Genomic DNA, 26,712 nt, shown 5'->3' on the forward strand with positions numbered 1-26,712 from the left:
TAAAAAAATCCCGGAAATTTCCGGGATTTAATATTTGTTTGAAGAAATAGAACCTAGTTCTTCTGTTCAGCCTGTTTCCTGGCTTCTTCTTTTAATTCTTCGTTTGCAACAATTGCAAGCTCTACCCTACGGTTTTTAGCACGACCTTCTGCAGTTTCGTTATCATATTTAGGCTGGGCTTCGCCATACCATTTAGTATCAAATCTTCCGCTGCTAAGACCCTGGCTGGTTAAATAATTAGTCACAGCCTGTGCTCTGTTTTTAGAAAGTGTAAGGTTATAGGATTCACTACCGGTATCATCTGTATGTCCCTCTACAAGAATATTAGAATCTGGATAATCTTTAAAAATATCGGCCAGTTTATTTAAAGTAGCCTGGGATTTAGAGTTGATATTATATTTTTCAGTATCAAAATATACCCCGCTGCTTTCATCAAAAGTCACGTTAATTCCTTCGCCAACTCTTTCAACTTCAGCACCTGGAATTTCCTGTTCAATTTCCTTGGCTTGCTCGTCCATACGGTTACCAATAATTGCTCCGGCTGCTCCACCTACAACTCCGCCAATAATGGCGCCAAGCGCAGTATTTCCGTCTCCGGTATTGTTTCCAACAACACCACCAATTACGGCTCCACCGGCAGATCCAATTACAGCTCCTTTTTGTTTATTATTCGCATTCTTAGTGGCTTCACAACTAAAAAGAAGTGTGGCAGCAAAAAGAATGGCAAACATTCTGTTTATAGTAGTTTTCATAGTAAATTAATTTAATTAAAGTTTAGAAAAATTCATTCTTATCACAAATGGAGAACCTTCAAGCATTACAGATTGTTCCCATACCATTTGTGTTTCAGAAAGTGATCTTAAATTCATTCGGAAACCTTGATTTCCCGTTGTAGAGTTATAATCTTCATCGGTTGGTTTCAATAGAAAATCGAAAATTCCTTCCGGAGTATTTTCTTCATCTATAGACCAAACAAAATACCGCTGCCCTGCACTGCAATTAGGTCCCTGTACAGTATATGCGCCCCTGTTATTATTAGAGACAAAATTCCACGTACTGTTTTCAAAACAGGAGGCATTGGCATCATTTAGTAGGGTAACATCAAACTCACCAGAACTATTTGGGTAAGTTACACTGGTAAGCGTCCAGTTTCCATTAAAGGTTTTTCTGGCTTCTTTGGCGGTTTTGCTGGGTCCGCAAGCGGCAAGTAGTACCGCTACAAAGCCAAGTATAAATATTTTTTTCATTAGTTAGTTGTTTGGGTTATACATAAAAATCCAATGCTTGCCGATTGGTACCTGGCGCAATACATTGGATTTTATTCTTTATTTATTTGTTTTTATCTTCTAAATAATCTGCTCACTAAAGAAATTACTAATAGTACCAGGAAAATGTAAAAGATTATTTTAGCAATGTCTGCAAAACCTTCGGCGATTCCACCAAAGCCGAAAATAGCAGCTACCAAAGCAATGATTAAGAAAATAACGATTAAACGTATCATAATAAAAGATTTTTGATTAGTTGTAATCTAAATTACGGTAGGTGTTGAACGGAGACAAAAGATTATTAATACTTTAACAGCAGAACTGTTAAGGAATCTTAAAATATGAAATATTTGGACTTCTTATTATTAATAGTCTATTAATTGCTGTAATTTTTCTTTCAATTTTTTCTTCGGAAGATATCCTTCTTCAAGTGCAGCGGCAAACGGAATTGGAGTTTCCCCACTGCCAAGTCGCATTACTGGAGCGTCTAAAAATTCAAAACATGCTTCTGAAATAATTGCTGAAATTTCTGAGGCTAAACTTCCAAAAAGCGAGTCTTCAGTAAGTACAAGTGCTTTTCCGGTCTTTTTAACCGAATTAATTATGGTCTCTTTATCTAAAGGTTGCAGGCTACGAAGATCTATTAATTCAATGTTTTCTAACTCTGCTCCCTCTAAGGTATCTATAGCCCAGTGAACGGCTGCACCATAGGTTATAATTGTAAGTTTTTCCCCTTCTTTTAATATTGAAGCTTTTCCAAATGGTAAGGTGTAATAATCTAAAGGAACTTCCTGCCGAATACTGCGGTATAAGGCCTTGTGTTCAAAGAATAACACGGGATTTGGATCGTTAAAAGCTGTATTCAGCAAGCCTTTTGCATCATATGGAAAAGCTGGGTAAACAACTTTTAAGCCCGGAATTTTAGTAAACCAGGCCTCGTTGGTCTGACTATGGAAAGGTCCTGCACCTACACCGGCTCCACAAGGCATTCTTATAACCACATCGGCGTTTTGATTCCATCGGTAATTGCTTTTAGCCAGGTAATTTACAATAGGATTAAAACCGGAACTCACAAAATCTCCAAACTGCATTTCTACCATAGCCTTCATTCCATTTATAGAAAGTCCCATTGCAGTTCCAACAATAGCCGACTCGCAAATAGGTGTGTTTCGCACTCTTTCTTTGCCAAATTCTTCCAGTAATCCTTCAGTAATTTTAAAAACCCCACCGTATTCTGCAATATCCTGTCCCATTAACACCAGGGACTTATGTCTTTGCATAGATTGTTTTACCGCTTGAGAAATAGCGTCAATAAATCTTATAGTTTCAGTTTCTGAATTTGTTTTAATCTCTTGATATATAAACTCCTGGTAAACATCATTTAATTCATTAATTTCAATGTATTCTGAAACCGGTTCTTCATTAGCTGCTTTTAAATTTTCATCAATTTCAGCTTTAATTTCGTTTTTAAAGTGCACATCCTGCTCTTCAGAAAGTATATTTTCTTCTATGAGGAAACGTTTAAAATTCTCTACGGGATCTTTTTGTTGCCAGAAATTCATTAAATCTTCTGGAACGTATTTTGTTCCACTGGCTTCCTCGTGGCCGCGCATTCTAAAAGTTTTGAACTCCAGTAAAACCGGTCGGGGATTTTGTCTAATACTTTCAGCAACCTCAGAAACTTTAGAGTATACTTCAATTATATTATTTCCGTCTATAATATGAGATTCCATTCCGTAGCCCTGGGCCCGGTCGGCAAGATCTTTACATCTATATTGTTCATTTGTTGGAGTTGAAAGTCCGTAGCCATTGTTTTCTATGCAAAACAAAACCGGTAAATCCCAGACTGATGCAATATTTAGCGCTTCGTGAAAATCGCCTTCACTGGTGCCTCCCTCTCCAGTAAAAACCGCGGTAAGCTTATTTTCATTTTTCAATTTATGCGCTAAAGCAATCCCATCGGCCACGCCAAGCTGTGGGCCTAAATGAGAAATCATTCCAACAATTTTATACTCCTGGGTACCAAAATGAAAACTGCGGTCACGACCTTTTGTGAAACCGTTTTGTTTTCCCTGCCACTGGGAGAAAAGTCGGTTTAAAGGGACGTTTCTAGAAGTAAATACTCCTAAATTACGGTGCATTGGTAAAATATACTCATCGGCGTTAAGCGCTTTCGTAACTCCAATGGAAATAGCTTCCTGGCCTATCCCACTAAACCATTTAGAAATTTTGCCCTGTCTTAGCAAGATGAGCATTTTTTCTTCTATTAAACGTGGCTTTAATAAAGATGCATAGAAGTCTAATAACTGGGTTGAGGAGAGATTTTTCTTCTCAAATTTTATAGCAGGCGGCTGGGAAGAATTTGGTTGCATAGTGTGTATTTGTTTACCAAATGTAACCAAAATTATAAATGCTAAGAAATTTAAAAAGCCTCGTTAGCTCCCGTATTTTTCTTTAACTTTGTGTGTTAAATTCTCAAAAAACTAAGCATATTATGGCAATGAATAATATTCCAAGCGTAGATCTTGCCGATTTTCTATCTGATGATCCAAACAGAAAACAAAAATTTGTTGAAGAGATTGGCAAAGCTTACGAAGAGATTGGTTTTGTAGCTTTAAAAAATCATTTTCTTGATAATGAGCTGGAAGAAAACCTATATAAAGAAGTAAAAAGTTTTTTTGCGCTTCCTTTAGAAATAAAGAAAAAATATGAAATTGAAGGTCTTGCAGGTCAGCGGGGCTATATTTCCTTCGGAAAAGAACACGCAAAAGGTAAAAAAGAAGGTGATCTTAAAGAGTTCTGGCATTTTGGGCAGGAACCGGCTGAAGATGCAAATCTTACTGAAGAATACCCCGAAAATGTACAGGTTTCTGAACTTAAGGATTTTAATAAGGTAGGCATGGAAGCTTACCGAATGCTGGAAAAAACCGGTATTTATGTATTACGGGCATTAGCTTTATACATTGGTTTGGAAGAACATTATTTTGATCACTGGGCCAGCAACGGAAATAGTATTTTAAGACCAATCCACTACCCTCCTATTACCGAGGAACCTAAAGGTGCGGTTAGAGCCGGCGCTCATGGAGACATAAACCTTATCACTTTACTTATGGGAGCCTCTACAGGAGGTTTACAGGTATTGCGAAAAGATGGCGAGTGGATTGATGCGGTACCCCAGGAAGATGAGTTGGTAATTAATGTGGGAGATATGTTAGAGAGACATACCAATAATAAATTACGCTCTACAATTCATCGCGTAATTAACCCGCCAAAGGAGCAATGGGATAAACCAAGATATTCAATTCCTTTCTTTATGCACCCCAGAAGTGAGATGCGCTTAGATTGCCTGGAAGAATGTATAGATGAAGAGAACCCAAAACAATATGAAGATATTACTGCCGGCGAATTTTTACACCAGCGCCTGGTAGAAATTGGACTCCTAAAAAAGTAAGTTATGGCGAAGAAAAAACTCGGACTAGAAGATTTAGGCGGTTTTGTTTTTTCTACAAATGATGATTTTGAAGGAAACGAGCACGAAGAAACCGAAGAAACCTTAGCACCAGCAGATCAGCAACTGGAAGCGCATTTTAGCAGTAAAGGTCGCGGTGGAAAAACCGTTACTATTATTAAAGGCTTTGAAGGAACTAATGACGATTTAGTAATTCTTGGAAAGAAGCTAAAGAAAAAATGTGGAGTTGGCGGTTCGGCTAAAGATGGTGAGATTATTATCCAGGGTGACGACAGGGAAAAAATTATGGAACTGCTTAGAATAGATGGTTATAATGTAAAACGGGTTGGCGGTTAATTTCCACCAACCTTTAAATTCTCCCAATGGAAAAAAAGGCCCTGCATATTGTTAATGGTGATAGCTTAACCGAACAGGTTGAAGAACTGGATCTACCCGGGCAAATTATTGTTTGGCGGGAATTGCTTTGCGAAGGGCCGTGTGTTAAAGAAGTCGGTTCTTTGAAATTCATTAGGAAAAGAGAGGAATTTTTAAAAGAAGCCTACAATATTTCTTCTGAAGAATATAAAAAACGTTTTGTATCCCAGCTTAAAAAACTAAAAAAAGCTAAAGATTACGACCACGTGGTACTCTGGTTTGAATTCGATCTTTTTTGCCATATAAATATGCTGGCGGCCATAAGTTTTTACAGGGAACACCAGCCAAAAGTTCCTTTTTACCTGGTATGTAGTAAACGCCAAAAAGGAGAGGATGAATTTCTACCGCTTTCCAGGCTTCCGCAAAAACATTTATTAAATCATTTTAATAAAAAAATTCAGTTAGAAGAAGAAGACCTGGAGATTGCTAATTTGGTTTGGGAGCTGTATTGCAGCAACGACCCCATGAAACTCAAAAAACAAATAAAAAAGACTTCAAATTTTGAATATCTTTCCAGTTGCATTAGGGCGCATATAGAACGTTTTCCCAATAGTAAAACCGGTATTAATTCGCTGGAGAGAAATGTACTTAAACTGGTAGAAAATCAGCAAATAACTTCATTTAACCAATTGTTGGGTTACGCCCTGCAGTACCAGGGATATTATGGTTATAGCGATTCTCAAATGGAAAGGGTACTCAGTAAACTATCTATTTTCTATGCGCTGGAAGATAATCGCGTGGTGTTAACCTCAAAAGGTCAGGATGTCTTAAACCAGAAGAAAAATTTGTACCAGGAACTTAAGAACGAAGAATATTTGGGAGGTGCAAGAGTTTTTGATTTTCTCTATGATGCCGACTCCCATAAAGTTTTAAAATTATAATATGCCAATAGAAGCTTCAGAATTTATACAAAACAGTGATGGTAGCGTTTACCATTTAAATTTATTACCAAAACATCTTGCTAAGACTGTGATTTTAGTGGGCGATCCTAACCGGGTTGAGAGAATTACCAGGCATTTTGATAAAGTTGAATTCAAATTAAAAAAACGGGAATTTTATACTCAAACAGGTTATTATAAAGGAAAACGCATCAGTGTGATTTCTACTGGCATTGGACCCGATAATATTGATATTGTACTTAACGAACTTGATGCACTTGTAAATATAGATTTTGAAACCAGGGAGCTTAAAAAAGAAATTACGAGTTTAGATATTATAAGAATTGGAACTTCGGGCTCTATTCAAAAGGAAGTTCCGGTAGATTCCTTTTTAATTAGCGAAAGCGCTATTGGCTTTGACGGACTTTTACACTTCTATGAAAGCGAGCATATTCAAAATTCAGAATTTGCTGATGCTTTTAGTCAACATTTAGACTGGTTTAAAAAGAAAGCTGCACCTTATGTTGTAGACGGGAGTGAAAAGCTTATTTCCCGTATGGCTTCTTCCAGGTTGCATAAAGGGGTGACCGCTACAAATATTGGATTTTACGGTCCGCAGGGTAGAATTTTACGTTTAGCACTCCAGGATGATAAAATGAACGATAAACTAGCTTCGTTTTCATTCAATAATAAGAAAATCACAAATCTTGAAATGGAAACTTCAGCGATTTACGGCTTATCTAAATTACTTGGACATAATGCGATTTCAATGAATGCAATAATTGCTAACCGGGCTGCGGGAACATTTTCTAAAGATCCTAAAAATACCGTAGATGAGCTTATTCAATACAGTTTAGAGCAATTGGCAAAGTAATCTTATTATAAAATTATAGGAGTCTTAAAATCTTTCTGCCTGCGCATTTAACAGAAAATTAAAAGCAAACCTCTGCCCTTATTTGTATTTTTGGTCAAACCACTAATCAATAATGCAGGAACCACAAGAAATTCCATTAAGGCATCGTGACCTTAACTGGCTGAGCTTTAATGCTAGAGTCTTACAGGAGGCAGAAGATAAACTCAATCCGCTTTACGAGCGGATTCGTTTTTTAGCTATTTTCTCTTCTAATTTAGATGAATACTTTAGGGTAAGGGTTGCGCAGCTTCGCCAAATGAAGCGTGTGGAGAAAAGCATTCGTAAAAAACTCGCCTTAAAACCTACTAAAACTACCAAGGAAATCCTGGAGGAAGTAAAACGGCAGCAGCACAAATTTGGCGAGATTTACCAAAAACAAATTTTACCTGAGCTTGCTAAAAACGATATTCTTCTTATAGATGCCGAGCATTTTAATACAGCCCAAAATGAATTTGCATCCAATTATTTTCAGCAAAAGGTAAAATCGCATATTAAGCCCGAGGTTATTGATCTTGAGGAAGAAAATGAACTTTTTCTTCAAAACGCCGAATTATATTTTGTGGTGAGTTTTACCGATAAAGAAAAACTTGGGATCGTAAATATTCCTGTGGATGCCTGCGGAAGATTTGTTAATCTTGAAGGCGACGGCGAAGATAATTCCATAACTTATTTAGACGAAATTATTAGAAGTCAGGTAAGTTCTATTTTTAAAGATCATAAGATTGAAGGTGTTTATGAAATTAAACTTTCCCGCGATGCCGAGCTTTATATTGAAGATATTTATGAAGGTGTTTTAGCTGAAAAAATTTACGACTCCCTCGCTCAAAGAACCGATGGGCAGCCAACACGACTATTATATGATGCAGAAATGCCAAATTTTCTTCATAAAAAAATTAGAAAACTGCTGAAGCTGGGAAAAATTGATATGATGCCTGGGGGGAAATATCATAATTTTAATGATTTCTTTTCTTTCCCCGATCCTACAAACAATCCAGATCTTCATTATAAAAAACTTCCTGCAATAGAGCATAAAGTACTCTCGGGATCAAAAAATTATTTTGAAACAATTTCAGAGAAAGACCAGGCAGTACATTTCCCTTATATGTCTTTTGCTTATGTAGAGAATTTCCTGGAGCAGGCCGTAAAAGATAAAGATGTAACCGCTATTAAGATTTCTTTATACCGCGTTGCAGATGAATCAAGATTAACAAGTTTACTTTTAAAGGCTCTGGAAAACGGAAAACAGGTTACGGTATTTGTAGAAGCCAAAGCCAGGTTTGATGAAGAAAATAATATAATTTGGGGCCGAAAATTTGAGGAAAAAGGCGCCAATGTAATTTATTCTTACCCCAAGATCAAAGTGCATTCTAAAATAATGCTGGTACAGCGTATGGAAGGCGATGATTTAGTCAACTATTCCTATATTGGCACGGGGAATTTTAATAGTGAAACTTCAGAAATATATTGCGATCACGCTATTTTTACTTCAAATAAACAAATTGCTAAAGAATTATCGCGTTTGTTTAAAGTTCTTGAAGGAGAATTAATTATTCCGCGGGAAAAAAACTTATTGATCTCTCCATTTTCTACACGACAGGAATTTATTAAACTTATCTACAACGAAATTGATAACGCCCGGGAAGGAAAAAAGGCAAAAATCACCGCTAAAATGAACAGCCTTGAAGATCCCGAAATAATCGAGTTACTTTATAAAGCCAGTAATGCCGGTGTAGAAATAAGACTGCTGGTTCGCGGTTTTACCTGCCTAACTCCCGGAATTAAAGGTTTAAGTGAAAATATTTATATTACCAGTATTGTAGATAGATATTTAGAACACGGGCGTATTTATATTTTTGAAAACGGTGGAGATGAAAAGATCTATTACGGTAGTGCCGACTGGATGACGCGTAACCTTTCCCGCCGAATAGAAGTGCTCTCCCCTATTCTGGATAAAGATGTAGCACAGGAATTCAAAGAAATCCTTGAAATTCAGCTAAACGATAATGTAAAAGCGAGAATTCAGGATGCTGATGAGAAAAATGAGTATGTTAAGAGAACAAACGGTGAGCAGCCCGTGAGATCGCAATACGAAATCTATAATTATTTAAAAGAAAAACATAGCAAATGAAAACTATAAAAGTAGGTGGAGTCCCCGAGCATTTTAACCTTCCGTGGCATTTATGTATAGAAGAAAAATTATTTGAAACGCGTGGCATTAATGTTATTTGGAAAGATTTTCCAGGTGGAACCGGTGCTATGAACAAAGCCTTACGATCTGGAGAAATTGATGTCGCAGTAATTTTAACTGAAGGAATTTTAAAAGATATAATTTCGGGAAATGAAAGTAAGATTATTCAAACTTACATAGGTTCTCCTTTGGTTTGGGGAATTCACGTAGCGGCTGGTTCTAAGTATAAATCGGTTGAAGAACTTAAACACACAAAAGCGGCAATTAGCAGAAAAGGTAGCGGTTCACATCTTATGGCCTATGTTAATGCACAAAACCACGAATGGAATCCTGAAGAATTACAGTTTGAAATAGTAAAAGACCTGGATGGAGCTGTAGAAGCGCTAAAAGAAGATAAAGCCCAGTATTTTATGTGGGAGCATTTTACTACCAAACCTCTGGTAGATAACCATACCTTTAGAAGACTTGCCGATTGCCCTACGCCCTGGCCGTGCTTTGTGATTGCAGCCAGAAATGAGAGTTTAAAAAATGAACCGGAACGCCTTAAGACAATGTTAGAAATTTTAAACAGGGAGACTCAACGCTTTAAAAAACTACCAAAAATCGCCGAAAAATTAGCCGAAAGATACGATCAGCGCCTTGAAGATATTGAAAAATGGCTTGATATTACACATTGGAGTGCAGAGCAAATTGCTGAAGCTGAGGTAGAAAAAGTGCAGGAGAAATTATTGGAACTAAACTTAATTTCAAAAAAACAGCGTTCATCCGAATTTATTCATAATTTGTAGCCTAATTAATCATCAATCATAACTCATCAATTTTACTTTAATGAAAAAACTATTACTACTATTTTTAGTACTTATTTCATCAGTTACTTTCGCGCAAGACTCGCAAAATACCCAAACTACCGAACCCGATAAAAGGGATATTACTCAAAATGAATTAAGTATTGGTGCGCTTAACCTCGTTGCCTTTGGCGCTTTAGATCTCACATACGAACGCATTATCGACAAGAATTCCAGTTGGGCAATTGAAGGCTTTATAAAAGCTTTAGATCGCGACAACGAGAATATAGACGATGCATTTTATAAAGATTTTTCGCTAACCGGGAAATACAAATATTTCTTTGGCGACCGTTACGCTCGTGGTTTCTACGTTCACGGTTTCGGAATGCTTTCCAGTGGAGAATATGACGATAATTATGTAGTGGGACCAGACGGCTATGGTTATTACGAATATGAAAATTACACAGATTTTGCGCTTGGCTTTGGCGTTGGCGGCAAATTCGTTTCTACAGGAGGATTCTTTCTAGACCTAGGTGCAGGAATTGGTAGAAATCTACTTAGCGAAAACTCTCCAACTATCGTGGGCCAGTTTAACGTAAATCTTGGATTTAGATTTTAAGCTTACCAGTCTATTGGCTGTTTCCCGTTTTCTTTTAGATAAGCATTTGCTTTGCTGAAATGCTTATTACCAAACCAGTAACCACGATTTGCGCTTAAAGGAGATGGATGCCCACTGGGTAATATAAGATGTTTAGAGGAGTCAATTATGGCTCCTTTCTTTTTTGCATAACCGCCCCAGAGTAAGAAAACTACATTTTCTTTTTCCTTAGAAATTATTTCTATAATCCTATCGGTAAATTGTTCCCAGCCTTTCTTTTGGTGAGAACCTGCCTGGTGCGCTCTAACCGTTAATGTGGCATTCAGCAATAAGACACCCTGATCTGCCCAGCGTTCTAAATTTCCGGAATCTGGTACCGGTTTACCCAAATCATCTTTAATCTCCCTAAAAATATTTTGAAGCGATGGCGGAGATTGAATTCCATCGTTAACAGAAAAACAGAGCCCATTAGCCTGTCCCGGCCCGTGGTAAGGATCCTGACCTAAAATAACCACCTTGGTATTGGGAAAAGTGGCGTGTTCAAAAGCCGAGAAAATATCTTTCCCTTTTGGAAAACAAGTATGTTCGGTATATTCGGTTTTTACAAATTCTGTCAGGCTTCTAAAATAACCTTTTTCAAATTCTTCTGCCAGTTCTTTTTTCCAGCTGGGGTGTATATCTACCTTCATTTTAATTAAGTAAATTTGCAGAACCTCAAAAGTAGGGAAATTTATTTATGATTAAAATTGCACCAAAAAGCCTTATAGACCTCGAATTTCCTGTTGTTTGCCAGCAAATTTCAGATTTATGCATTACAGGACCGGGAAAAGAAAAAGCTTTAAAACTTCAGCCATATAAAACTGGAAAAAAGACACTCTTCGGACTTCATCAAACAAATGAGTATGTAAGTTCAAAAACCCGGGAAAGCCGCATTCCAAATCACGGCTTTGATGCTATTAAAAATGAATTGCGTACTCTGGAAATTGAAGATTCTATCCTGGAAATTGGAAGTTTCAGAAAAATCGCAAGCCTTTCAGAAACTGTAAATACACACATCAAATTTTTTAGAAAATTCGAGGAGTATTACCCGAGTTTGTTTGAAACAACTTCTGAAGTAGAATATACTACTGAAATTGTAGATAGCATTGGCGCGGTGATCAACAAATTTGGCGAGTTAAAAGATGATGCCACGCCGCATTTACAACAAATTAGACGATCAATTAACCAGGTAAAAGGTCAAATTAACTCCAGTTTCGCAAAAGCGCTTACCACTTATCATTCTTATGGTTATTTAGATGAAATTAGAGAAAGTGTGGTTGAAAACGTCAGGGTTTTAGCCGTTACGGCAATGCATCGCCGAAAGGTTAAAGGCGGAATTTTAGGAAATTCGAAAACCGGAAGTATTGTTTATATTCAGCCGGAAGCGACTTACCAGTATACTCGTGAGCTTAATAATCTTGAGTATGAAGAAAAAGAGGAAATTAAACGTATTTTAAAGGAGCTGACCAATAGAATAAGGCCGTTTAAACCACTTTTAATAGATTATCAGAATTTGCTTTGTGAAATAGATGTTATTGCGGCAAAAGCGAAATATGCCGAAATGACCAATGGGTTGCTGCCAAAAATCACAAAAGAGCGCGAACTTCAGCTTAAAGATGCTTACCACCCACTACTCTATTTAAGCAATAAGAAAAAAGGCGATAAAACCTATCCGCAAAGTATTGAACTAGCAAAAGACAACAGAATTATTGTAATCTCCGGGCCTAATGCCGGCGGAAAAAGTATTACCTTAAAGACCGTAGGATTATTACAGTTAATGCTACAAAGTGGAATTTTAGTACCTGTTCATGAGTATAGCAGGATGTGCTTGTTTGAAAAAATTCTAACCGATATTGGTGATAATCAATCTATAGAAAATCACTTGAGTACCTATAGCTACCGCCTCAAGAATATGAATTATTTTCTGCGGAAATGTGACGATAAAACCCTCTTCCTTATCGATGAATTTGGAACCGGAAGTGATCCAGAACTCGGTGGTGCTTTAGCTGAAACTTTTCTCGAAGTTTTTTACGAAAAAGAATCTTTTGGTATTTTAACCACGCATTATGCGAATTTAAAAAAGCTGGCCAACGAAATGCCTAATATGAGCAATGCCAATATGCTTTTTGATTCTAAAAGCCTGGAACCAATTTATAAGCTTCAGGTTGGGGAAGCCGGTAGCTCATTTACTTTTGAAGTTGCCCAAAAAAATGGTATTCCTTATAGTTTGATAAATAGATCCCGAAAAAAAGTTGAAAAAGGAAAAATTAGGTTTGACAGGAGTATTGCAAAACTTCAGCAAGAACGCTCTAAACTTGAAAAAACTACCAATTCTCTAAAAACTAAGGAACAAAAGGCAGCTCTTGAAAAAGATAAACTGGAGGAAACCAATACCAGGATCCAGCAAAAGCTGGAAAGCTACCAGGAGTTGTACGACAGCAACCAGCGCCTCATTTATATGGGACAAAAGGTAAATGAGCTGAGTGAAAAATATTTTCAGAATAAAAAGAAAAAGGAGCTTATTGGCGAATTCCTCAAGTTTGTAGAAATTGAAAATTCCAAGCGTAAAAAAGAGTCGGCTAAACAGCGAAAAATTCAGAAAGAAAAGGAGAAAAAGGTTCAGCAGGAAGTTAAAAAGAAGGTTGAAGTAATTAGAAAAAAGAAGAAAGAAGAAAAGGATAAAACTACCGAGAAAGAACGCCAGGAAGCGAATAAGCCTAAGATTCCGCCTAAAATTGGAGACAGGGTGAGATTAGAAGACAGTCGCTCGGTAGGAACTTTAGATAAAATTGAAAAAGGAAAAGCAACAGTAAACTACGGAATGTTCACCACACAGGTTGATGTGGAAAAACTGGAACTGGTGCAGGCAATGGAAAAGAAATAATATGGAAATTCCAAAAGATAAAAAAATTGTTCTTTTTGATGGCGTTTGCAACCTCTGTAATAGCGCTGTTACTTTTATAATTGAACACGATAAAAAAGATGTATTTCGATTTGCCTCTTTACAAAGCGAAATGGGTCGAAAACTGGTTGAAGAACGCGGTATGGATCCAGAAGAATTGGATTCTATTGTTTTAATTGATCCAGGAGTTGCTTATTATCGAAAATCTACCGCTGCACTGGAAATTTCCAGAGAACTTTCCGGCGGTTATTCTTTGCTGAAAAACTTCCTATTTATTCCCGAAAGTCTGCGGGATGGCATTTATAATTTTGTGGCTAACAACCGTTATAAATGGTACGGTAAAAAAGAAAGTTGTATGATCCCTACACCAGAATTAAAATCTAAATTCCTGGACTAAGCTTTCTCTTTTTTCTCCAGTCCGGTTTCATCAACATCACTGTCAGGGTGGTAATCATCATTCCATTCTTTTACATTGGGTGGCCCCATCTTGTCTACAGATTTTGCAACCATTAGTGAAACTGCGGCGTCACCGGTAACATTTACCATAGTTCTACACATATCTAAAGGTCTGTCTACCGCAAAAATAAGGGCTAAACCGGCTTCTGGAATACCGGCCTGGGCCAGTACAATAACGAGCATCACCATTCCCGCACCTGGCACAGCAGCAGAGCCAATAGAGGCTAAAGTAGCAGTGGCGATAATTCCCAGTTGGGTACCAATACTAAGGTCCATTCCAAAGGCCTGGGCAATAAAAACTGCAGCGACGGCCTGGTAAAGGCTGGTCCCATCCATATTAATAGTGGCTCCAATTGGCAGTACAAAACTGGAAACCTCCCGGCTCACGCCCATATGTTCCTCTACCCTCTCCATAGTAACGGGTAAAGTAGCAGCGCTGGAACTTGTTGAAAATGCCAGTAATTGTGCCGGAGCAATTCCGTTTACAAAAAAAGAAGGTTTATTTTTAGTTACACCCCAAACCAAAAGAATATAAAATCCTATCATTAAGGCAAGACCAATTAAAACGGTTACTCCGTACATGGCAAGTGCTGCAAAAAGATCGGTGCTGGGAGATTCTACCACCAGGGCGGCAAGAAGTGCAAATACACCATATGGCGCCGTAAGCATAATTAAATCGATCATTTTTAGGATCACTTCATTGAATCCGTCAAAGAAATCTTTTACCGGTTTTGCCGTTTTTTCGGGAATAAGAATGAGTCCAATTCCAAAGAAAATGGCGAAGAAAATTACCTGAAGCATATTGGCATTATCTCCTGCAGCTGCAAAAATATTTTCTGGAACTATATCTTCTAAAGCCTGTAAAGGCCCAGATTCCCTTTGTTTATCCGCATTGGCTTTAATCCCAGATGCGTCTCCCTCATAACTTGCAATAAGATCTTGCTGGGTTTCTGCGGTAATTGCGTTCCCAGGTTTTATAAGGTTAACCATTCCTAGCCCTATGCTTACCGCTACAATAGTGGTGAAAATATAGATCCCTATGGTGCGCGCTCCCATTTTTGAAAGCTTCGAAATATCTTTAAGGTCGGAAATTCCTTTTACCAAAGATGCCAAAATAAGCGGCACTGCAATAAGTTTCAAGGCATTGATAAAAATGTTCCCAAAAGGTTTTATCCAATCTGCAATAAATTCTGATCCCCAGCTAAAATTTGTAAGAATTAAGGCAAAAATAACCCCGGCAGCCATTCCAAGTAAAATCTGCCAGTGCAGTGCAAGTTTTTTCATGCTAAGTAAATTTCAGGATTTAAATCAATTAAATTTTTGAACTTTTATTCTGAAGTAAATAATCGGCGATTACCAGGGCGGCCATTGCCTCAACTATTGGGACAGCACGAGGTACTACACAAGGATCGTGTCTTCCCTTTCCCTGCATTTCAACATTTTCGCCCTGTTTATTTATGGTTTCCTGTTTTTGCATAATTGTAGCCACAGGTTTAAAAGCTACATTAAAATAAATATCCATTCCGTTAGAAATACCACCCTGTATGCCACCGCTTAAATTGGTTTTAGTGGAGCCGTCTTCATTAAAAAGGTCATTATGTTCGCTACCTTTCATTTTAGTTCCTTCAAACCCACTACCGTATTCAAAACCTTTTACGGCATTTATAGAAAGCATAGCTTTTCCCAATTCGGCGTGAAGTTTATCAAAAACCGGTTCTCCAAGGCCTTTTGGCATATTTCTAATTACACATTGCACGGTTCCACCCACGGTATCCCCTTCTTTTCTAATTTGCTTGATGTAATCTTCCATTTTTTCTGCGGAAGCTGGATCTGGACAACGTACAGCGTTAGTTTCAATTAAACTAAAGTCAAGTTCTTTGATATTTTTATCCAGTTCAATTTTTCCAACCGAAGCTGTATAGGCATTAAACTGAATATCCTTTAAAAACTGCTTTGCGACCGCACCGGCTACTACCCTACAGGCAGTTTCACGGGCAGAAGATCTTCCGCCGCCGCGATAATCGCGCACGCCATATTTTTCATCGTACGTATAATCGGCGTGGCTGGGACGATACGTGTCTTTTATATGTGAATAATCTTTAGATTTCTGGTTGGCATTTTTAATTACAAACCCAATAGGAGTTCCAGTAGTTTCTCCTTCAAAAATTCCCGAATAAAATTCTACGGTATCAGGTTCCTTTCGTTGAGTAACAATCGCCGATTGACCGGGTTTTCTACGGTTGAGTTCAGTTTGAATTTTTTCAAGATCCAACTTTATTCCGGCCGGGCAACCGTCTATAATTCCTCCAATGGCCTGCCCGTGGGATTCTCCAAAAGTGGTTAGTTTAAAAAGTTTTCCGAAGGAATTTCCTGCCATTTTATTGATTTTGAACAAATGTAATTTTTTCAGTCAATATTTGAAAATGTAAGTTGATTTAATATTCCGTTAACAAATGGAAATGAATTTAATGATTTGATAAATATTCAATAAGGCAGATTAAAGGTTTAAATTTTGTCAATTTCTGTTATTTGTAATGAAAAGAATTTCAAGCATTTGACAAGTAAGAGAAAGCCGGAAATAGTTGTTATTTCAGATATTCATTTAGGCACATTTGGCGCTCACGCTAAAGAACTTCTTGAATATTTGGAGAGTATTCAGCCCAAAAAACTGGTGTTAAATGGAGATATTATTGATATTTGGCAGTTTAGAAAAAGTTATTTCCCAAAATCTCATCTTGAAGTTATTAAAAAGATCATTGATCTTAGTACCACTGGAACCGAGGTAATTTATATTACCGGAAACCACGATGAATTCCTTAGAAAATTTAGCGATACTCAACTTGGTGATTTAACAATTACCAATAAATTAGTGCTAGAGCTGGATGGCAAAAAAGCCTGGTTCTTTCACGGAGATGTATTTGATGTTGGAATTCACAAAGCGAAGTGGATCGCTAAATTGGGCGGTTGGGGTTACGATGTGCTGATTCTCATTAATCGTCTACTCAACCAAATACTTGTTAAAATGAGAAGAAACAAATATTCGCTTTCTAAAAAGATAAAAAACAGTGTAAAAAATGCCGGGAAATTTATCTCGGCATTTGAAAAAACCGTTTCAGATCTTGCCATAGAAAATGGCTATAAATATGTGATTTGCGGCCATATTCACCAGCCCAAAATCGTAAGAAAAACCAATAAAAAAGGTACGTGTTTATATTTAAATTCTGGAGATTGGGTAGAAAACCTGAGCGCACTGGAGTATGAAGATAAAAAGTGGAACATCACTTATTACCATCAACTTCAAAAACAACCTGAAAAAGGCCTGCTCGCAGCAATAACCGTAATAAAATAAAGATTAGTCTGGCAATTCTTCAGCATAAAAACCTTTTTCAGCAATTAGATTAATAATAGCCTCCCTACAAATTTCATTATTAAAAGATTCAATTCTCAGGATATTATCACAATCTTCTAAATCAAAATTCGCTATATAATTGCTGAAATTTAAGTGAATAGAATCCACAAATTCTTCTGCCAGGGCTGTATCTGTAATATTGGTTTTAAATACTCTAACCATTTTTGTTCATTTTTTGGTTAAGGATTTTTTTAACAAATTTATTTTAAGTTTCCAGTTAGTAGCAGTCTCCTTAATAAGTTACAGAACCTAAGGTTAATTTATAGTTAACAAATTAAGTAGTTCTATTCTGGAAAATCCTCTGAAGATTTTATCTCTTCAATCTGTAACGTATGCCTACCGGTATGGCCGGCGATAAATAGCATAGATTGATAGGCATCTACTGCGCCAAAAGGGGAATCACTAATATGATTTCTGAAAGTTTCTACCGGCGTTTTCTCTATAAAATCCAGGATTATTTGCCGCTGTTCATTAAAAGCTGCCATAGCTGTTTCAGGATTGTTGTACTGCCCATCGCCCGTTAGTTCATCGGTGGCCTGGGCTTTTTTACTTCTGTCTTTTATTCCTTTAATTAAATCTTCGTCTTTAAATTTCACTTCTCCTTTTAGTTCCGGATTTTCGGCTTTTTTTAGCTCGCTTTTAGCCATTTCAAACAGCATTTTTTCAGTTAAAATAATGTGTTCTATACATTGACTAATTGACCATTCATTTTCAGAAGGTTTAAAATGCATTTGCTCTTCTGAAAGTCCGGAGATTTCGTCTTGCAGGTTCACTGTAGTTTCTTCAAAATAATTTAAAAGAAACTCATTGTTGTTTGTATTTTGCTGTGCTGTAATTGGCAAAGCTGCTATTAAAAACAAGATGCCTAAAATTGAATTTTTCATAATTGAATTTTATATTGATTGTTTTTGATGGTATAAATTTTATTTTTCTATTGGATAATTCAGATTCCATTTGATTCCGAATTTATCTGTAAAACTCGCAAAAAGATCACCCCAGAACATTTCTTCCAGCGGCATTTCTATATCTCCGCCAGCCGTAAGTTCTTTGAAAAGTCGGCGGGTTTCTTCTTCACTTTCGGGAGTTACCGAAATATAATTATTGCTACCAAAAACAGCTTTCTGCCCAAATGCTTCAATACAATCAGATCCCATTAAAACGCTGTCACCAAATGGTAAAGAAACATGCAGAATTTGATTTTCGTATTCCTTCGGAATTTTATCTGCACCTTCTTCTCCCGGAGGCATATTCGTAAAACGCATCAACTGTGAGAAATCACTTTTAAACACCGATTTATAGAAGTTAAAAGCTTCTTCGGTATTGCCGTTAAAATTCAAATAAGGATTTAGTGTTGCCATTGTTTTGTAGTTTAAATGATTGTAGTTTATTTTTATAATAATTCAAATGAGACCCTGAAACAAGTTCAGGGTGACAAAGATTTCTAAGCCTGGTAATTTCATTTTAAATTTTCCGCATACTTTTTAAAATTATTCAAAATGGCCTGCCAGCCTTCTTGCTGCATTTGGCGACTGTTTTGGTTTTCGGCTTCAAAGCTTTCCTCTATAAGAGTATTGTTATCTTTTTCATTAAAATTTACACTGACTTTCCTCCCATCAGAAAGTTTAAAGCTAAGAGATTTGTTAGGTTTTACTTCGCTATAAATACCTTCAAAATCAAAGCCAGTACTACCGTCTTTTGCTTCCATACGGTAAGATATTTTGCCGCCTTTTTTTAAATTATTTTTAGCTGAAGTTGTATGCCAGTCATCTGAAGCCGCATTCCAGTTTTCAATATGTTCCGGTGTGTTCCATACCTCCCAAACCTTTTCAACAGGAGCATTAACTATAGCAGAAATTGTTATCGGGTTTTTCATCTGGCTATCGTTTTCAGCTATTTCTTTTAATTTCTCCAATGCTTTGGGCCAGGTTTTTAAAAAATAATCCTTGTATTCAGCTTTTAAATCCATAGTTACGGTGAGAATGGTCTTTCCGTTTTTATCTTCTAACCGGTAATTTTCCATCAGCCCGGCCCAGGATTTTACTTTTTCACTTTCATAATCTTCGTTGCCGTTTTTATCAACCATCCCAATATGCTTAAAATTCATAATTTCGGGATCTTTACGTTTATAGATTAATGCCACCATACCTTCTCCATCGGCATTTAAGAAATATACTTTACTGCCTTCCTCCCAGTCAGATTTTGCCCGGGAGCCTTCGCTAAACGGCGCGGTCCACTTTGAGTAGGTTTCATCGCTCCATAATGCCTCCCAAACCTTTTCTCTAGAAGCATTAATTGTGCTTGTAAATTCTTTTCGTTCCATAATTTTATTTTTTATTATTAAGCTAATAGTTCCGTTGAATTATAGAATTAGTTTTTTAAGCTTTTAAATCATTAAAAGTCTTCCATTTAAAATACATTGAACTTATGACCGTCTGGATCAGAAAACACAAAACCGTAATATCCTTCCCCAAATTCATGAGGTTTGGAAACAATGGTGCCCCCTGCATTTTTAACTTCTATTTCCCACTGGTTTACTTCCTCAGTGCTTGAAGCTGCCAGGGTGAATAAAATTTCATTTCCCTTCTTTAAATTAGCTAATTCACCATTTAATGCGGTCTTAAGTTTACTTTTTATAAAAAAGTGAATCACAAAATTATTATCTCCCACCATGAAACTCGTAAGCTCTTTTGAGGGGCGGGAATTATTGGATTTAAAACCTAATTTGGTATAAAAACTTGTTGTTCGCTCTAAATCTTTTACAGCTAAATTTGCCCATATTTGCTTTGTCTTCATAAGCTTTAGATTTAAGTTTTGACTCGATAATGGAGATTTAAATACTTTGAGGTAGTTTACTAGCCTTCAAAATCCTTCTTTAATTGCTGAATATTGAATTTCTTCATTTGCATAAAGGAAGCGACGGCACGTTCTCTTTTTTCATTATCAGGATCCTGCAGCATTTTATTAAGTAATGTGGATGGTACCACCTGCCAGGAAATTCCAAACTTATCTTTTAGCCACCCACATTGCTCTGCTTCGGGTATTGTAGAAAGCTTGTTCCAGTAATAATCTATTTCTTCCTGTGTTTGGCAATCAATAATGAATGAAATGGCTTCATTAAATGGAAAATCGTTCTCTATCCCGCTATCCATTGCCATAAAAGTTTGCCCTTCCAGCTGAAACTGGGCGTGTTTAACCGTACCAAAAGCGTAATCGTTTTTATCATCTTTGGTATATTTTAAGATGCCTTCAATCTGTGAATTTTTAAAAACCGAAGTATAGAAATTTATCGCCTCTTCTGCCCTTCCGTGGCTTTTACCGGTAAAAAAGAACGAGGGCACAATTTTTTCTTTTGTGCTTCGAGATTCTTCCAACATTAATTGCCAGTTAACTCCAAACTTATCCTCAACCCATCCATATTTTGGACTCCATTCATAGTTATCTAAGGGCATTAAGACTTTTCCATTTTCCTTCAATTTAGACCAAAAATCTTCAATTTCTTTTTCTGTATTACAAAGCACGAAAAATGAGACTGAAGGATTTAATTGAAAATAATCTCCGCCATTTAAGCCTACGAATTCATAATTTTCAATAGAGAAATTCACAGTCATTACACTACCTGGTTTTTGCTTATGAATTTCCTGACCTGCTTTCCCATAGCGGGAAATATTTTTAATTTCAACGTTTTTAAAAACTGTTTTATAGAACTCCACCACTTTCTCTACCGAATTTTTTTCGTTATCGAACCACAGATGGGATATAATTTTTTGTGTTTTCATTTTTCTAATCATTTGAATTTATAGGTCATTTTAAAACAGTTCAGAGACTATTTCTTTAAAACTATTCTTCCTTCAGCGGAATTACATACGAAGTCATTTTCTTCACTTTCGCATTTTTAAATCCGTTGAATTCATAGAGGTCACAAAACCCATATGCCTTTTCTTTACCGTTTTTCTTCAACCTGAAAGTACCATTTGAGGCAGCAGATTTTCCGTGGGTAATGATTTTATCAACCTTCATTTCCAGCATTTCAATATCTTCCATCGTAGCCATTTCTTTTTCAATTTCTGCTTTACCGCGGCTGGTGTTTCCTCCAATCATTTCCCATACAATATCTTCAGCCATACAATTTAGAATATATGGAACATCTCCTTTCGCAAATGCATCGTTAAGCTCCCGGATAAACTTTTCTTTTTCTGTCATAATTTCGTTTTTAGTAAAACCTGTGAGGTTATGTTTTAATTCATTCCTTCAAAATCGAGATAATATTTCCAGCTGGGTCTTTAAACCAGGCTATATCTGGACCTTTTCCATCACTTCTACATATTCCTTTTTCATCGGTGGCGATTTCTCCTTCATATTGTTCAAACTGAACTCCTTTTCTAACCAGGTGGTTTACAGCTTCATCAATATTTTCTACCGGTATATTTAATACGGTAAAAACAGCCGGTTGGTGATCTGGTTTTGGATAGATAATAATGTTATTATTATCAGGAATATCTAATTCAATATGTCCCATAGCATTACTCTTCACTGAAAACTCCAGGATATTGCTATAAAACTTTTCTGCTTTCTCTATATCGTTTACCGAAAAGCCGCTAAATACTGCTGAATACTTAAACATTTCACATTAATTTATTGGTTATCATAAAATTACAGGGTTTTTAGTAAAAACAGCTGGGGGAAATACGCCAAATTTTAGGGGAGTTTGCGTCAAAAAAGTTTTAGAGTTATTAAATTAGTTCCTTGATTTTCAGAATAAATCAATAATAAATTCGTTTTAGATACAAGAGTAAGACAGATGAAAAAACATATTTCCATACTAATTCCCAGGGGCCATACCAGTTTGGTAAATATTGTTGGTTCTCACCAAATTTTTAATCAGGTGAACGGCTTTTTAGAACAGCGCGCTAAGAAACCGCTCTTTGAAGTGGAACTTGTAGGCGTTTCTAATCCTACTGAGCAAACCAACGGACTTTTTTCAGTTAAACCCGAAAAAATGATTGGGGAGATCACTAAAACCGATCTTATAATTATTCCCGCCATTCACGATGAACCGGCAGTTGCTTTAGAAAAAAATAAAGATTTTATACCCTGGTTAAAGAAACGCTATGATGAAGGAACCGAAATTGCCAGTTTATGCGTGGCAGCATTCTTCCTGGCAGAAACGGGGCTTTTAAACGGAAAACAATGTTCCACCCATTGGATTCACGCTGATAATTTTAAATCTCGTTACCCTGAAGCCAATTTGGTAGCCGATAAAATTTTGACTGAAGATTCGGGTATTTATACCAGTGGCGGGGCTTATTCTTATTTAAATTTACTTCTGTATTTAGTTGAAAAATATGCGGGTCGTGAAATGGCTATTCTCACTTCTAAAGCTTTTATGATAGATATGGATAAAGCGGAGCAATCCGCATTTAGAATATTTGAAGGTCAAAAAAGTCATGAAGATCAAACCGTAAAAAAGGTTCAGGAATATATTGAAGCTCATTTTCCGGAAAAGATTACTGTAGATAATCTGGCTAATAAATTCGCTCTTAGCCGTCGCAGCCTGGAACGCCGATTTAAGAAGGCAACAGATAATACTATAAGCCAGTACACACAACGCGTAAAAGTTGAAGCCGCCAAGCGTAGCCTGGAAACTTCCCGTGAAAATGTGGGAGAAGTAATGTTTGAAGTCGGTTATTCTGATGAAAAAGCATTCCGGAACACTTTCAAAAAAATAACCGGGATTTCCCCGGTTCAGTACCGAAATAAATACAATCGCGCAAGGGCGAGCACTTAATTAAACCAAAGCTTCCCTTAAAATACTCACAGGATGCAGTGCGTTACGTTTTGTTCCATCAAAAATCTGGTGGCGACAACTTGTACCATTTGCTGAAATCACTGTCTCCTTAGACGCTTTTCTAACTGCGGGGAACAAAGTTTGTTCACCAATATTCATACTCACTTCGTAATGTTCTTTTTCGTAACCAAAAGATCCAGCCATGCCACAGCAACCTGATGGAATTATACTCACTTTAAAGTTCTTCGGAAGATTGAGGATATCAAAAGTCACCACCGTATTAGAAAGTGCTTTCTGATGGCAATGCCCGTGAATTTTAATATTTTTTTCTTCTGAAGTAAATTGTTCCGGGTTTATATTACCAAGTGCGATTTCCTTTTTCAGGAATTCTTCTATGATGAATGAGTTTTTTGCCAGTTTTTCAGCTTCTGGTTTATTATCGGCTAAACGCAAATATTCATCTCTAAAAGTCAAAATAGCCGATGGCTCCAAACCTATTAAAGGGGTTTTTTCAGAAACGATATCTTTAAATATACTAATGTTTTTATTGGCGAACTCTTTAGCTTCTTCCAGGAAACCTTTGGAAATATGGCTACGGCCACTTTCTTCGTGTTTTACAAATTCTACCCGATAGTTGAGTTTATGTAATAATTCCAGCGCATCAATTCCTATTTCTGAATCGAGAAAATTGGTGAATTCATCATTAAAGAAATATACTGTTTTGATAGGATTTTCAAGTTGAAAACGCATCTTATTTTTCTTATAATAATTAGCCAGAGTTCGCTTTGCTAAAATTGGTAAATTCCTTTCCGGTGCTACGCCCATCATCTTTTTGGCAATGCTGGAAGTGAAAGAATTTTTAAAGAAAAAATTGGCGATTCCGTGAGCTTTAGAAGCCAGGCCGTTCATTCTGCCATTGTTCGCAAATGCCTTACTTCTTAAGCTTTTCCCGTTTTCTTTTTGATATTGGTACTGGAATTCGGCTTTTAAAGCAGCTACATCAACACTGGAAGGGCATTCGCTTTTACAACCTTTACAACTAATACAAAGATCAAAGGCCTCCTTTATTTCTTCGTGGTTAAATCGGTTACTTTTATCTGAATTTGTTAAAAACTCCCGTAAAGTATTTGCCCGGGCGCGAGTAGTATCTTTTTCGTCTTTTGTGGCCCGATAACTTGGGCACATTGTGCCACCGGCTTCAGCCGATTTTCTACAATCTCCACTCCCGTTACATTTTTCGGCAAGTTTTAGAATTCCTTCAGACTCTGAAAAATCCATTAAAGTGGAAATCTCAGGCTCTTTTCTGTCTACTTCATAACGAAGGGAAGTATCCATTGGAGCGGTATCGGTAATCTTACCGGGATTAAAAATATTATCGGGATCAAAAGTGAATTTAATATCCCTGATAATTTGGTAGTTTTTAGGGCCAATCATCATTTCAATAAATTCAGCCCTTACCCTACCGTCACCGTGCTCACCACTTAAAGAACCATTGTATTTTTTTACGAGTTTAGCAACATCGGTTGTTATACTTCTAAAGAGTTTTACATCTTCAGATTTCTTTAAATCCAGGATTGGACGTAAATGAATCTCACCGGCACCGGCGTGCGCGTAATACACCGCATCCTGGCCGTAATTTTTCATTATTTCGGCAAATTCAGCAATATAATCGGCTAAATATGGAATCGCTACCGCAGTATCTTCTATACAGGCTACGGCTTTTTTATCGCCGATAATATTTCCTAAAAGTCCGAGTCCAGCCTTTCTCAGCTCCATTGCCAGCTCTATTTGATCGCCCATTAAAACCGGAAAAGCATAACTTAAATTTGATGCTTTTAAGGTTTCTAATACCTGCTGGCTTTGTTCCTGGACTTCTTCAGCGGTATTTGCCCTTATTTCCAGCATTAAAATCGCCTTGGGATCGCCTTCAATAAAGAAGCGATTTTCTTTATATTTTAGGTTTTGTTTGGTGCAATCCAGGATGGTTTTATCCATCATTTCACAGGTATACAGCGAATGCTTCATCACCGGTACCACGGCTTGCATGCAACTTTCTATACTATCAAAATGAGCGGCGATCATAGCGGCTTCCGGAGGTTGTAAATCGTCCAGTTTCAGCGTTATTTCTGTAGTAAAAGCCAAAGTACCTTCACTTCCGCAAAGTAATTTACACAGGTTTAATGGCTCGGTAGAACCTTCAGAAAAAACTTCAGCATAGAGCAATTCATCTATTGCGTAACCGGTATTTCTTCGGTGTAAACTTTTAGGTGGATATTTCTCAATTAGCTCTTTTTTGTTTTCTTCAGAAGATAAGTGCTTATGGATATTTCGATAAATCTCACCTTCCAGGTTTTCCAGCTTTAATTTTTCCTGAAATTCTTCTGCAGAAATATCTTTAAATTCGGCTTCACTCCCATCGCTAAGAATGGTTTTTAAAGAAACCAGTTTCTCCCGGGTTGTACCGTATTTAATAGAAGTGGTTCCGCTGGAATTATTTCCAACCATTCCACCAACCATACACCTATTGGAAGTTGAAGTATTGGGGCCGAAAAATAAACCAAATTCATTTAAAACCCGGTTAAGGTCGTCACGAATTACACCGGGCTGCAAGGTTACGGTTTTTGCTTCCGGATCTATTTTTAAGATTTTTGTAAAATGCTTTGATACATCTACCACGATGCCATCTCCCACACACTGGCCGGCGAGAGAGGTTCCTGCCGTTCTTGGGATTAAAGAAGTTTTATTTGTTTTTGCAAATTTTATAAGTTTCTTTAAGTCATTTTTACTTTTTGGATAACAGACTGCCAAAGGCATTTCGCGATAAACGGAAGCATCTGTAGCAAAGATTGATCGCCATAATTTATCGTCATATAACTGGCCGTCAATTTGCTGGGATAGTTGGTTAAGTTTTTCTTTCATAATTATGGGTTAAAAATAGAAAATTTCCCCTAAAGCGCTTAACAGATTTTTAAACAATATTAACAATAGATTGGCTTACCAGAAGTTTTCGGAGCGGTTTTAACATTTAAATTTGCCAACAAATCTAAAAATGCTAACTATGAAGAAATTAGTTTTACTTGCCGTTTTTACAATCGGCGCTACGTTTTATAACCAGGCTGAAGCTCAGACTATTTCAGACAATGCCATTGGACTAAGATTTGGTGGTGGAGATGGTGTTGGTGCTGAAGTTTCTTATCAAAGAGCAGTAGGAACCAATAATAATCGTTTAGAATTTGACCTTGGATGGCGTGATAATAGCGATTATGATGCATTTAAACTTACCGGACTGTACCAATGGGTTTGGAACATTGAAGGCGGATTTAACTGGTATGCAGGTGCAGGAGCCGGAATCTTAGGGGTAGATGCTAACCGGGAGTTTCGTGATGAGGATGACGGTACTTATTTATTCCTTGCAGGTGATATAGGTATAGAATACAATTTCGATATCCCGTTATTGCTTTCTTTAGACTTTAGACCAGAATTTGGATTCTTTAGTGATAATAATGTACTGAATGAATTTTCTCCAGATATAGCTCTTGGAGTAAGATACCAATTCTAAATAATAACAGATAAGGTTAAAGAAAAAGGAGGCTGTCTGAAAAGGTAGCCTT

Annotated in this window: 28 protein-coding genes; 12 read left to right on the forward strand and 16 right to left on the reverse strand. The window is 36.9% G+C overall.

The genetic code is table 11. From position 1 onward, the window contains the following. Positions 1-53 precede the first annotated feature (53 nt). The 4 genes from B4F31_RS14260 to B4F31_RS14275 all read right to left on the reverse strand — a co-directional run bounded on the left by B4F31_RS14260 (position 54) and on the right by B4F31_RS14275 (position 3,637). Positions 54-752, reverse strand: a complete 699-nt coding sequence (locus tag B4F31_RS14260; RefSeq protein WP_286761575.1) for an OmpA family protein — start codon at positions 750-752, stop codon at positions 54-56. 15 nt (positions 753-767) lie between these two features. After that, positions 768-1,247: a lipocalin family protein gene (locus tag B4F31_RS14265; protein WP_075326852.1), complete on the reverse strand. Its 480-nt coding sequence runs from the start codon at positions 1,245-1,247 to the stop codon at positions 768-770. Positions 1,248-1,339: 92 nt separating this feature from the next. Further along, on the reverse strand, positions 1,340-1,501 hold the full coding sequence (locus B4F31_RS14270) for a DUF1328 domain-containing protein (RefSeq protein ID WP_070055250.1): 162 nt from the start codon (positions 1,499-1,501) through the stop codon (positions 1,340-1,342). Between the two features lie 129 nt (positions 1,502-1,630). Continuing rightward, positions 1,631-3,637 carry an alpha-ketoacid dehydrogenase subunit alpha/beta gene (locus B4F31_RS14275; RefSeq protein ID WP_286761576.1) on the reverse strand — a complete coding sequence of 669 codons (2,007 nt, stop codon included), beginning with the start codon at positions 3,635-3,637 and terminating at the stop codon, positions 1,631-1,633. Positions 3,638-3,765: 128 nt separating this feature from the next. On the opposite strand from B4F31_RS14275, the gene B4F31_RS14280 reads away from it, so the two are divergent. The 7 genes from B4F31_RS14280 to B4F31_RS14310 all read left to right on the forward strand — a co-directional run bounded on the left by B4F31_RS14280 (position 3,766) and on the right by B4F31_RS14310 (position 10,531). Next, positions 3,766-4,716 (forward strand): isopenicillin N synthase family dioxygenase, encoded by a 951-nt coding sequence (locus B4F31_RS14280; protein WP_286761583.1) that lies wholly within the window; start codon positions 3,766-3,768, stop codon positions 4,714-4,716. A gap of 3 nt (positions 4,717-4,719) precedes the next feature. Then, positions 4,720-5,070 carry a translation initiation factor gene (locus tag B4F31_RS14285; RefSeq protein ID WP_075326854.1) on the forward strand — a complete coding sequence of 117 codons (351 nt, stop codon included), beginning with the start codon at positions 4,720-4,722 and terminating at the stop codon, positions 5,068-5,070. Between the two features lie 26 nt (positions 5,071-5,096). Further along, entirely contained in the window at positions 5,097-6,029 is a 933-nt protein-coding gene (locus tag B4F31_RS14290; protein WP_286761577.1) for a DUF1835 domain-containing protein, read from the forward strand. 1 nt (position 6,030) lies between these two features. Continuing rightward, a complete protein-coding gene (locus tag B4F31_RS14295) occupies positions 6,031-6,900 on the forward strand; it encodes a nucleoside phosphorylase (protein WP_286761578.1) in 870 nt (289 codons plus the stop codon). Positions 6,901-7,012: 112 nt separating this feature from the next. After that, positions 7,013-9,067, forward strand: a complete 2,055-nt coding sequence (ppk1, locus tag B4F31_RS14300; protein ID WP_093302690.1) for a polyphosphate kinase 1 — start codon at positions 7,013-7,015, stop codon at positions 9,065-9,067. Next, positions 9,064-9,915: a substrate-binding domain-containing protein gene (locus tag B4F31_RS14305; protein ID WP_075326858.1), complete on the forward strand. Its 852-nt coding sequence runs from the start codon at positions 9,064-9,066 to the stop codon at positions 9,913-9,915. The genes ppk1 and B4F31_RS14305 overlap by 4 nt, the downstream gene beginning before the upstream one ends. 40 nt (positions 9,916-9,955) lie before the next feature. After that, positions 9,956-10,531, forward strand: a complete 576-nt coding sequence (locus B4F31_RS14310; protein WP_075326859.1) for a hypothetical protein — start codon at positions 9,956-9,958, stop codon at positions 10,529-10,531. 2 nt (positions 10,532-10,533) lie between these two features. Here B4F31_RS14310 and B4F31_RS14315 read toward each other — a convergent pair whose 3' ends face one another. Next, on the reverse strand, positions 10,534-11,199 hold the full coding sequence (locus B4F31_RS14315) for a uracil-DNA glycosylase (RefSeq protein ID WP_075326860.1): 666 nt from the start codon (positions 11,197-11,199) through the stop codon (positions 10,534-10,536). Positions 11,200-11,246: 47 nt separating this feature from the next. Between B4F31_RS14315 and B4F31_RS14320 the strand changes: the two genes are divergently transcribed. Both B4F31_RS14320 and B4F31_RS14325 read left to right on the forward strand, forming a co-directional pair. Next, entirely contained in the window at positions 11,247-13,433 is a 2,187-nt protein-coding gene (locus tag B4F31_RS14320; RefSeq protein WP_286761579.1) for an endonuclease MutS2, read from the forward strand. 1 nt (position 13,434) lies between these two features. Beyond that, the gene (locus tag B4F31_RS14325; protein ID WP_075326862.1) at positions 13,435-13,848 is read left to right on the forward strand and encodes a thiol-disulfide oxidoreductase DCC family protein; all 414 of its coding nucleotides are present in this window, start codon (positions 13,435-13,437) and stop codon (positions 13,846-13,848) included. Here B4F31_RS14325 and B4F31_RS14330 read toward each other — a convergent pair. Next, on the reverse strand, positions 13,845-15,191 hold the full coding sequence (locus B4F31_RS14330; protein ID WP_093302698.1) for a dicarboxylate/amino acid:cation symporter: 1,347 nt from the start codon (positions 15,189-15,191) through the stop codon (positions 13,845-13,847). The two genes, B4F31_RS14325 and B4F31_RS14330, sit on opposite strands and share 4 nt — an antisense overlap. 28 nt (positions 15,192-15,219) lie before the next feature. Beyond that, a complete protein-coding gene (gene aroC, locus B4F31_RS14335) occupies positions 15,220-16,284 on the reverse strand; it encodes a chorismate synthase (protein WP_286761580.1) in 1,065 nt (354 codons plus the stop codon). 177 nt (positions 16,285-16,461) lie between these two features. Between aroC and B4F31_RS14340 the strand changes: the two genes are divergently transcribed. Beyond that, positions 16,462-17,256 carry a UDP-2,3-diacylglucosamine diphosphatase gene (locus B4F31_RS14340; protein WP_075327965.1) on the forward strand — a complete coding sequence of 265 codons (795 nt, stop codon included), beginning with the start codon at positions 16,462-16,464 and terminating at the stop codon, positions 17,254-17,256. Between the two features lie 3 nt (positions 17,257-17,259). Here B4F31_RS14340 and B4F31_RS14345 read toward each other — a convergent pair whose 3' ends face one another. The 8 genes from B4F31_RS14345 to B4F31_RS14385 all read right to left on the reverse strand — a co-directional run bounded on the left by B4F31_RS14345 (position 17,260) and on the right by B4F31_RS14385 (position 21,937). Beyond that, positions 17,260-17,478: a hypothetical protein gene (locus B4F31_RS14345; RefSeq protein WP_075326865.1), complete on the reverse strand. Its 219-nt coding sequence runs from the start codon at positions 17,476-17,478 to the stop codon at positions 17,260-17,262. 122 nt (positions 17,479-17,600) lie between these two features. Continuing rightward, positions 17,601-18,200, reverse strand: coding sequence for a DinB family protein (locus B4F31_RS14350; RefSeq protein ID WP_075326866.1), 600 nt, complete (start codon positions 18,198-18,200; stop codon positions 17,601-17,603). Between the two features lie 39 nt (positions 18,201-18,239). Continuing rightward, positions 18,240-18,674, reverse strand: a complete 435-nt coding sequence (locus tag B4F31_RS14355) for a VOC family protein (RefSeq protein WP_286761581.1) — start codon at positions 18,672-18,674, stop codon at positions 18,240-18,242. 98 nt (positions 18,675-18,772) lie between these two features. Continuing rightward, entirely contained in the window at positions 18,773-19,636 is an 864-nt protein-coding gene (locus tag B4F31_RS18090) for an SRPBCC domain-containing protein (protein WP_083634177.1), read from the reverse strand. A gap of 86 nt (positions 19,637-19,722) precedes the next feature. Then, positions 19,723-20,109, reverse strand: a complete 387-nt coding sequence (locus B4F31_RS14370) for a VOC family protein (RefSeq protein ID WP_093302701.1) — start codon at positions 20,107-20,109, stop codon at positions 19,723-19,725. Between the two features lie 59 nt (positions 20,110-20,168). Further along, positions 20,169-21,092 (reverse strand): VOC family protein, encoded by a 924-nt coding sequence (locus B4F31_RS14375; protein ID WP_093302757.1) that lies wholly within the window; start codon positions 21,090-21,092, stop codon positions 20,169-20,171. Between the two features lie 61 nt (positions 21,093-21,153). Next, positions 21,154-21,516 carry a nuclear transport factor 2 family protein gene (locus B4F31_RS14380; protein WP_075326869.1) on the reverse strand — a complete coding sequence of 121 codons (363 nt, stop codon included), beginning with the start codon at positions 21,514-21,516 and terminating at the stop codon, positions 21,154-21,156. 40 nt (positions 21,517-21,556) lie between these two features. Then, positions 21,557-21,937, reverse strand: coding sequence for a VOC family protein (locus tag B4F31_RS14385; protein WP_075326870.1), 381 nt, complete (start codon positions 21,935-21,937; stop codon positions 21,557-21,559). Positions 21,938-22,114: 177 nt separating this feature from the next. Between B4F31_RS14385 and B4F31_RS14390 the strand changes: the two genes are divergently transcribed. Beyond that, complete coding sequence (locus B4F31_RS14390) at positions 22,115-23,101, forward strand: GlxA family transcriptional regulator (protein WP_075326871.1); 987 nt, start codon at positions 22,115-22,117, stop codon at positions 23,099-23,101. On the opposite strand, the gene B4F31_RS14395 is transcribed toward B4F31_RS14390, so the two are convergent. Further along, entirely contained in the window at positions 23,102-26,020 is a 2,919-nt protein-coding gene (locus B4F31_RS14395) for an FAD-binding and (Fe-S)-binding domain-containing protein (protein ID WP_286761582.1), read from the reverse strand. Between the two features lie 139 nt (positions 26,021-26,159). Here B4F31_RS14395 and B4F31_RS14400 point away from each other — a divergent pair, with 139 nt between their 5' ends. After that, positions 26,160-26,660: a hypothetical protein gene (locus tag B4F31_RS14400; RefSeq protein WP_075326873.1), complete on the forward strand. Its 501-nt coding sequence runs from the start codon at positions 26,160-26,162 to the stop codon at positions 26,658-26,660. Positions 26,661-26,712: the final 52 nt, after the last annotated feature.

Source organism: Salegentibacter sp. UBA1130 (genome assembly GCF_002311535.1).
GTDB lineage: Bacteria > Bacteroidota > Bacteroidia > Flavobacteriales > Flavobacteriaceae > Salegentibacter > Salegentibacter agarivorans.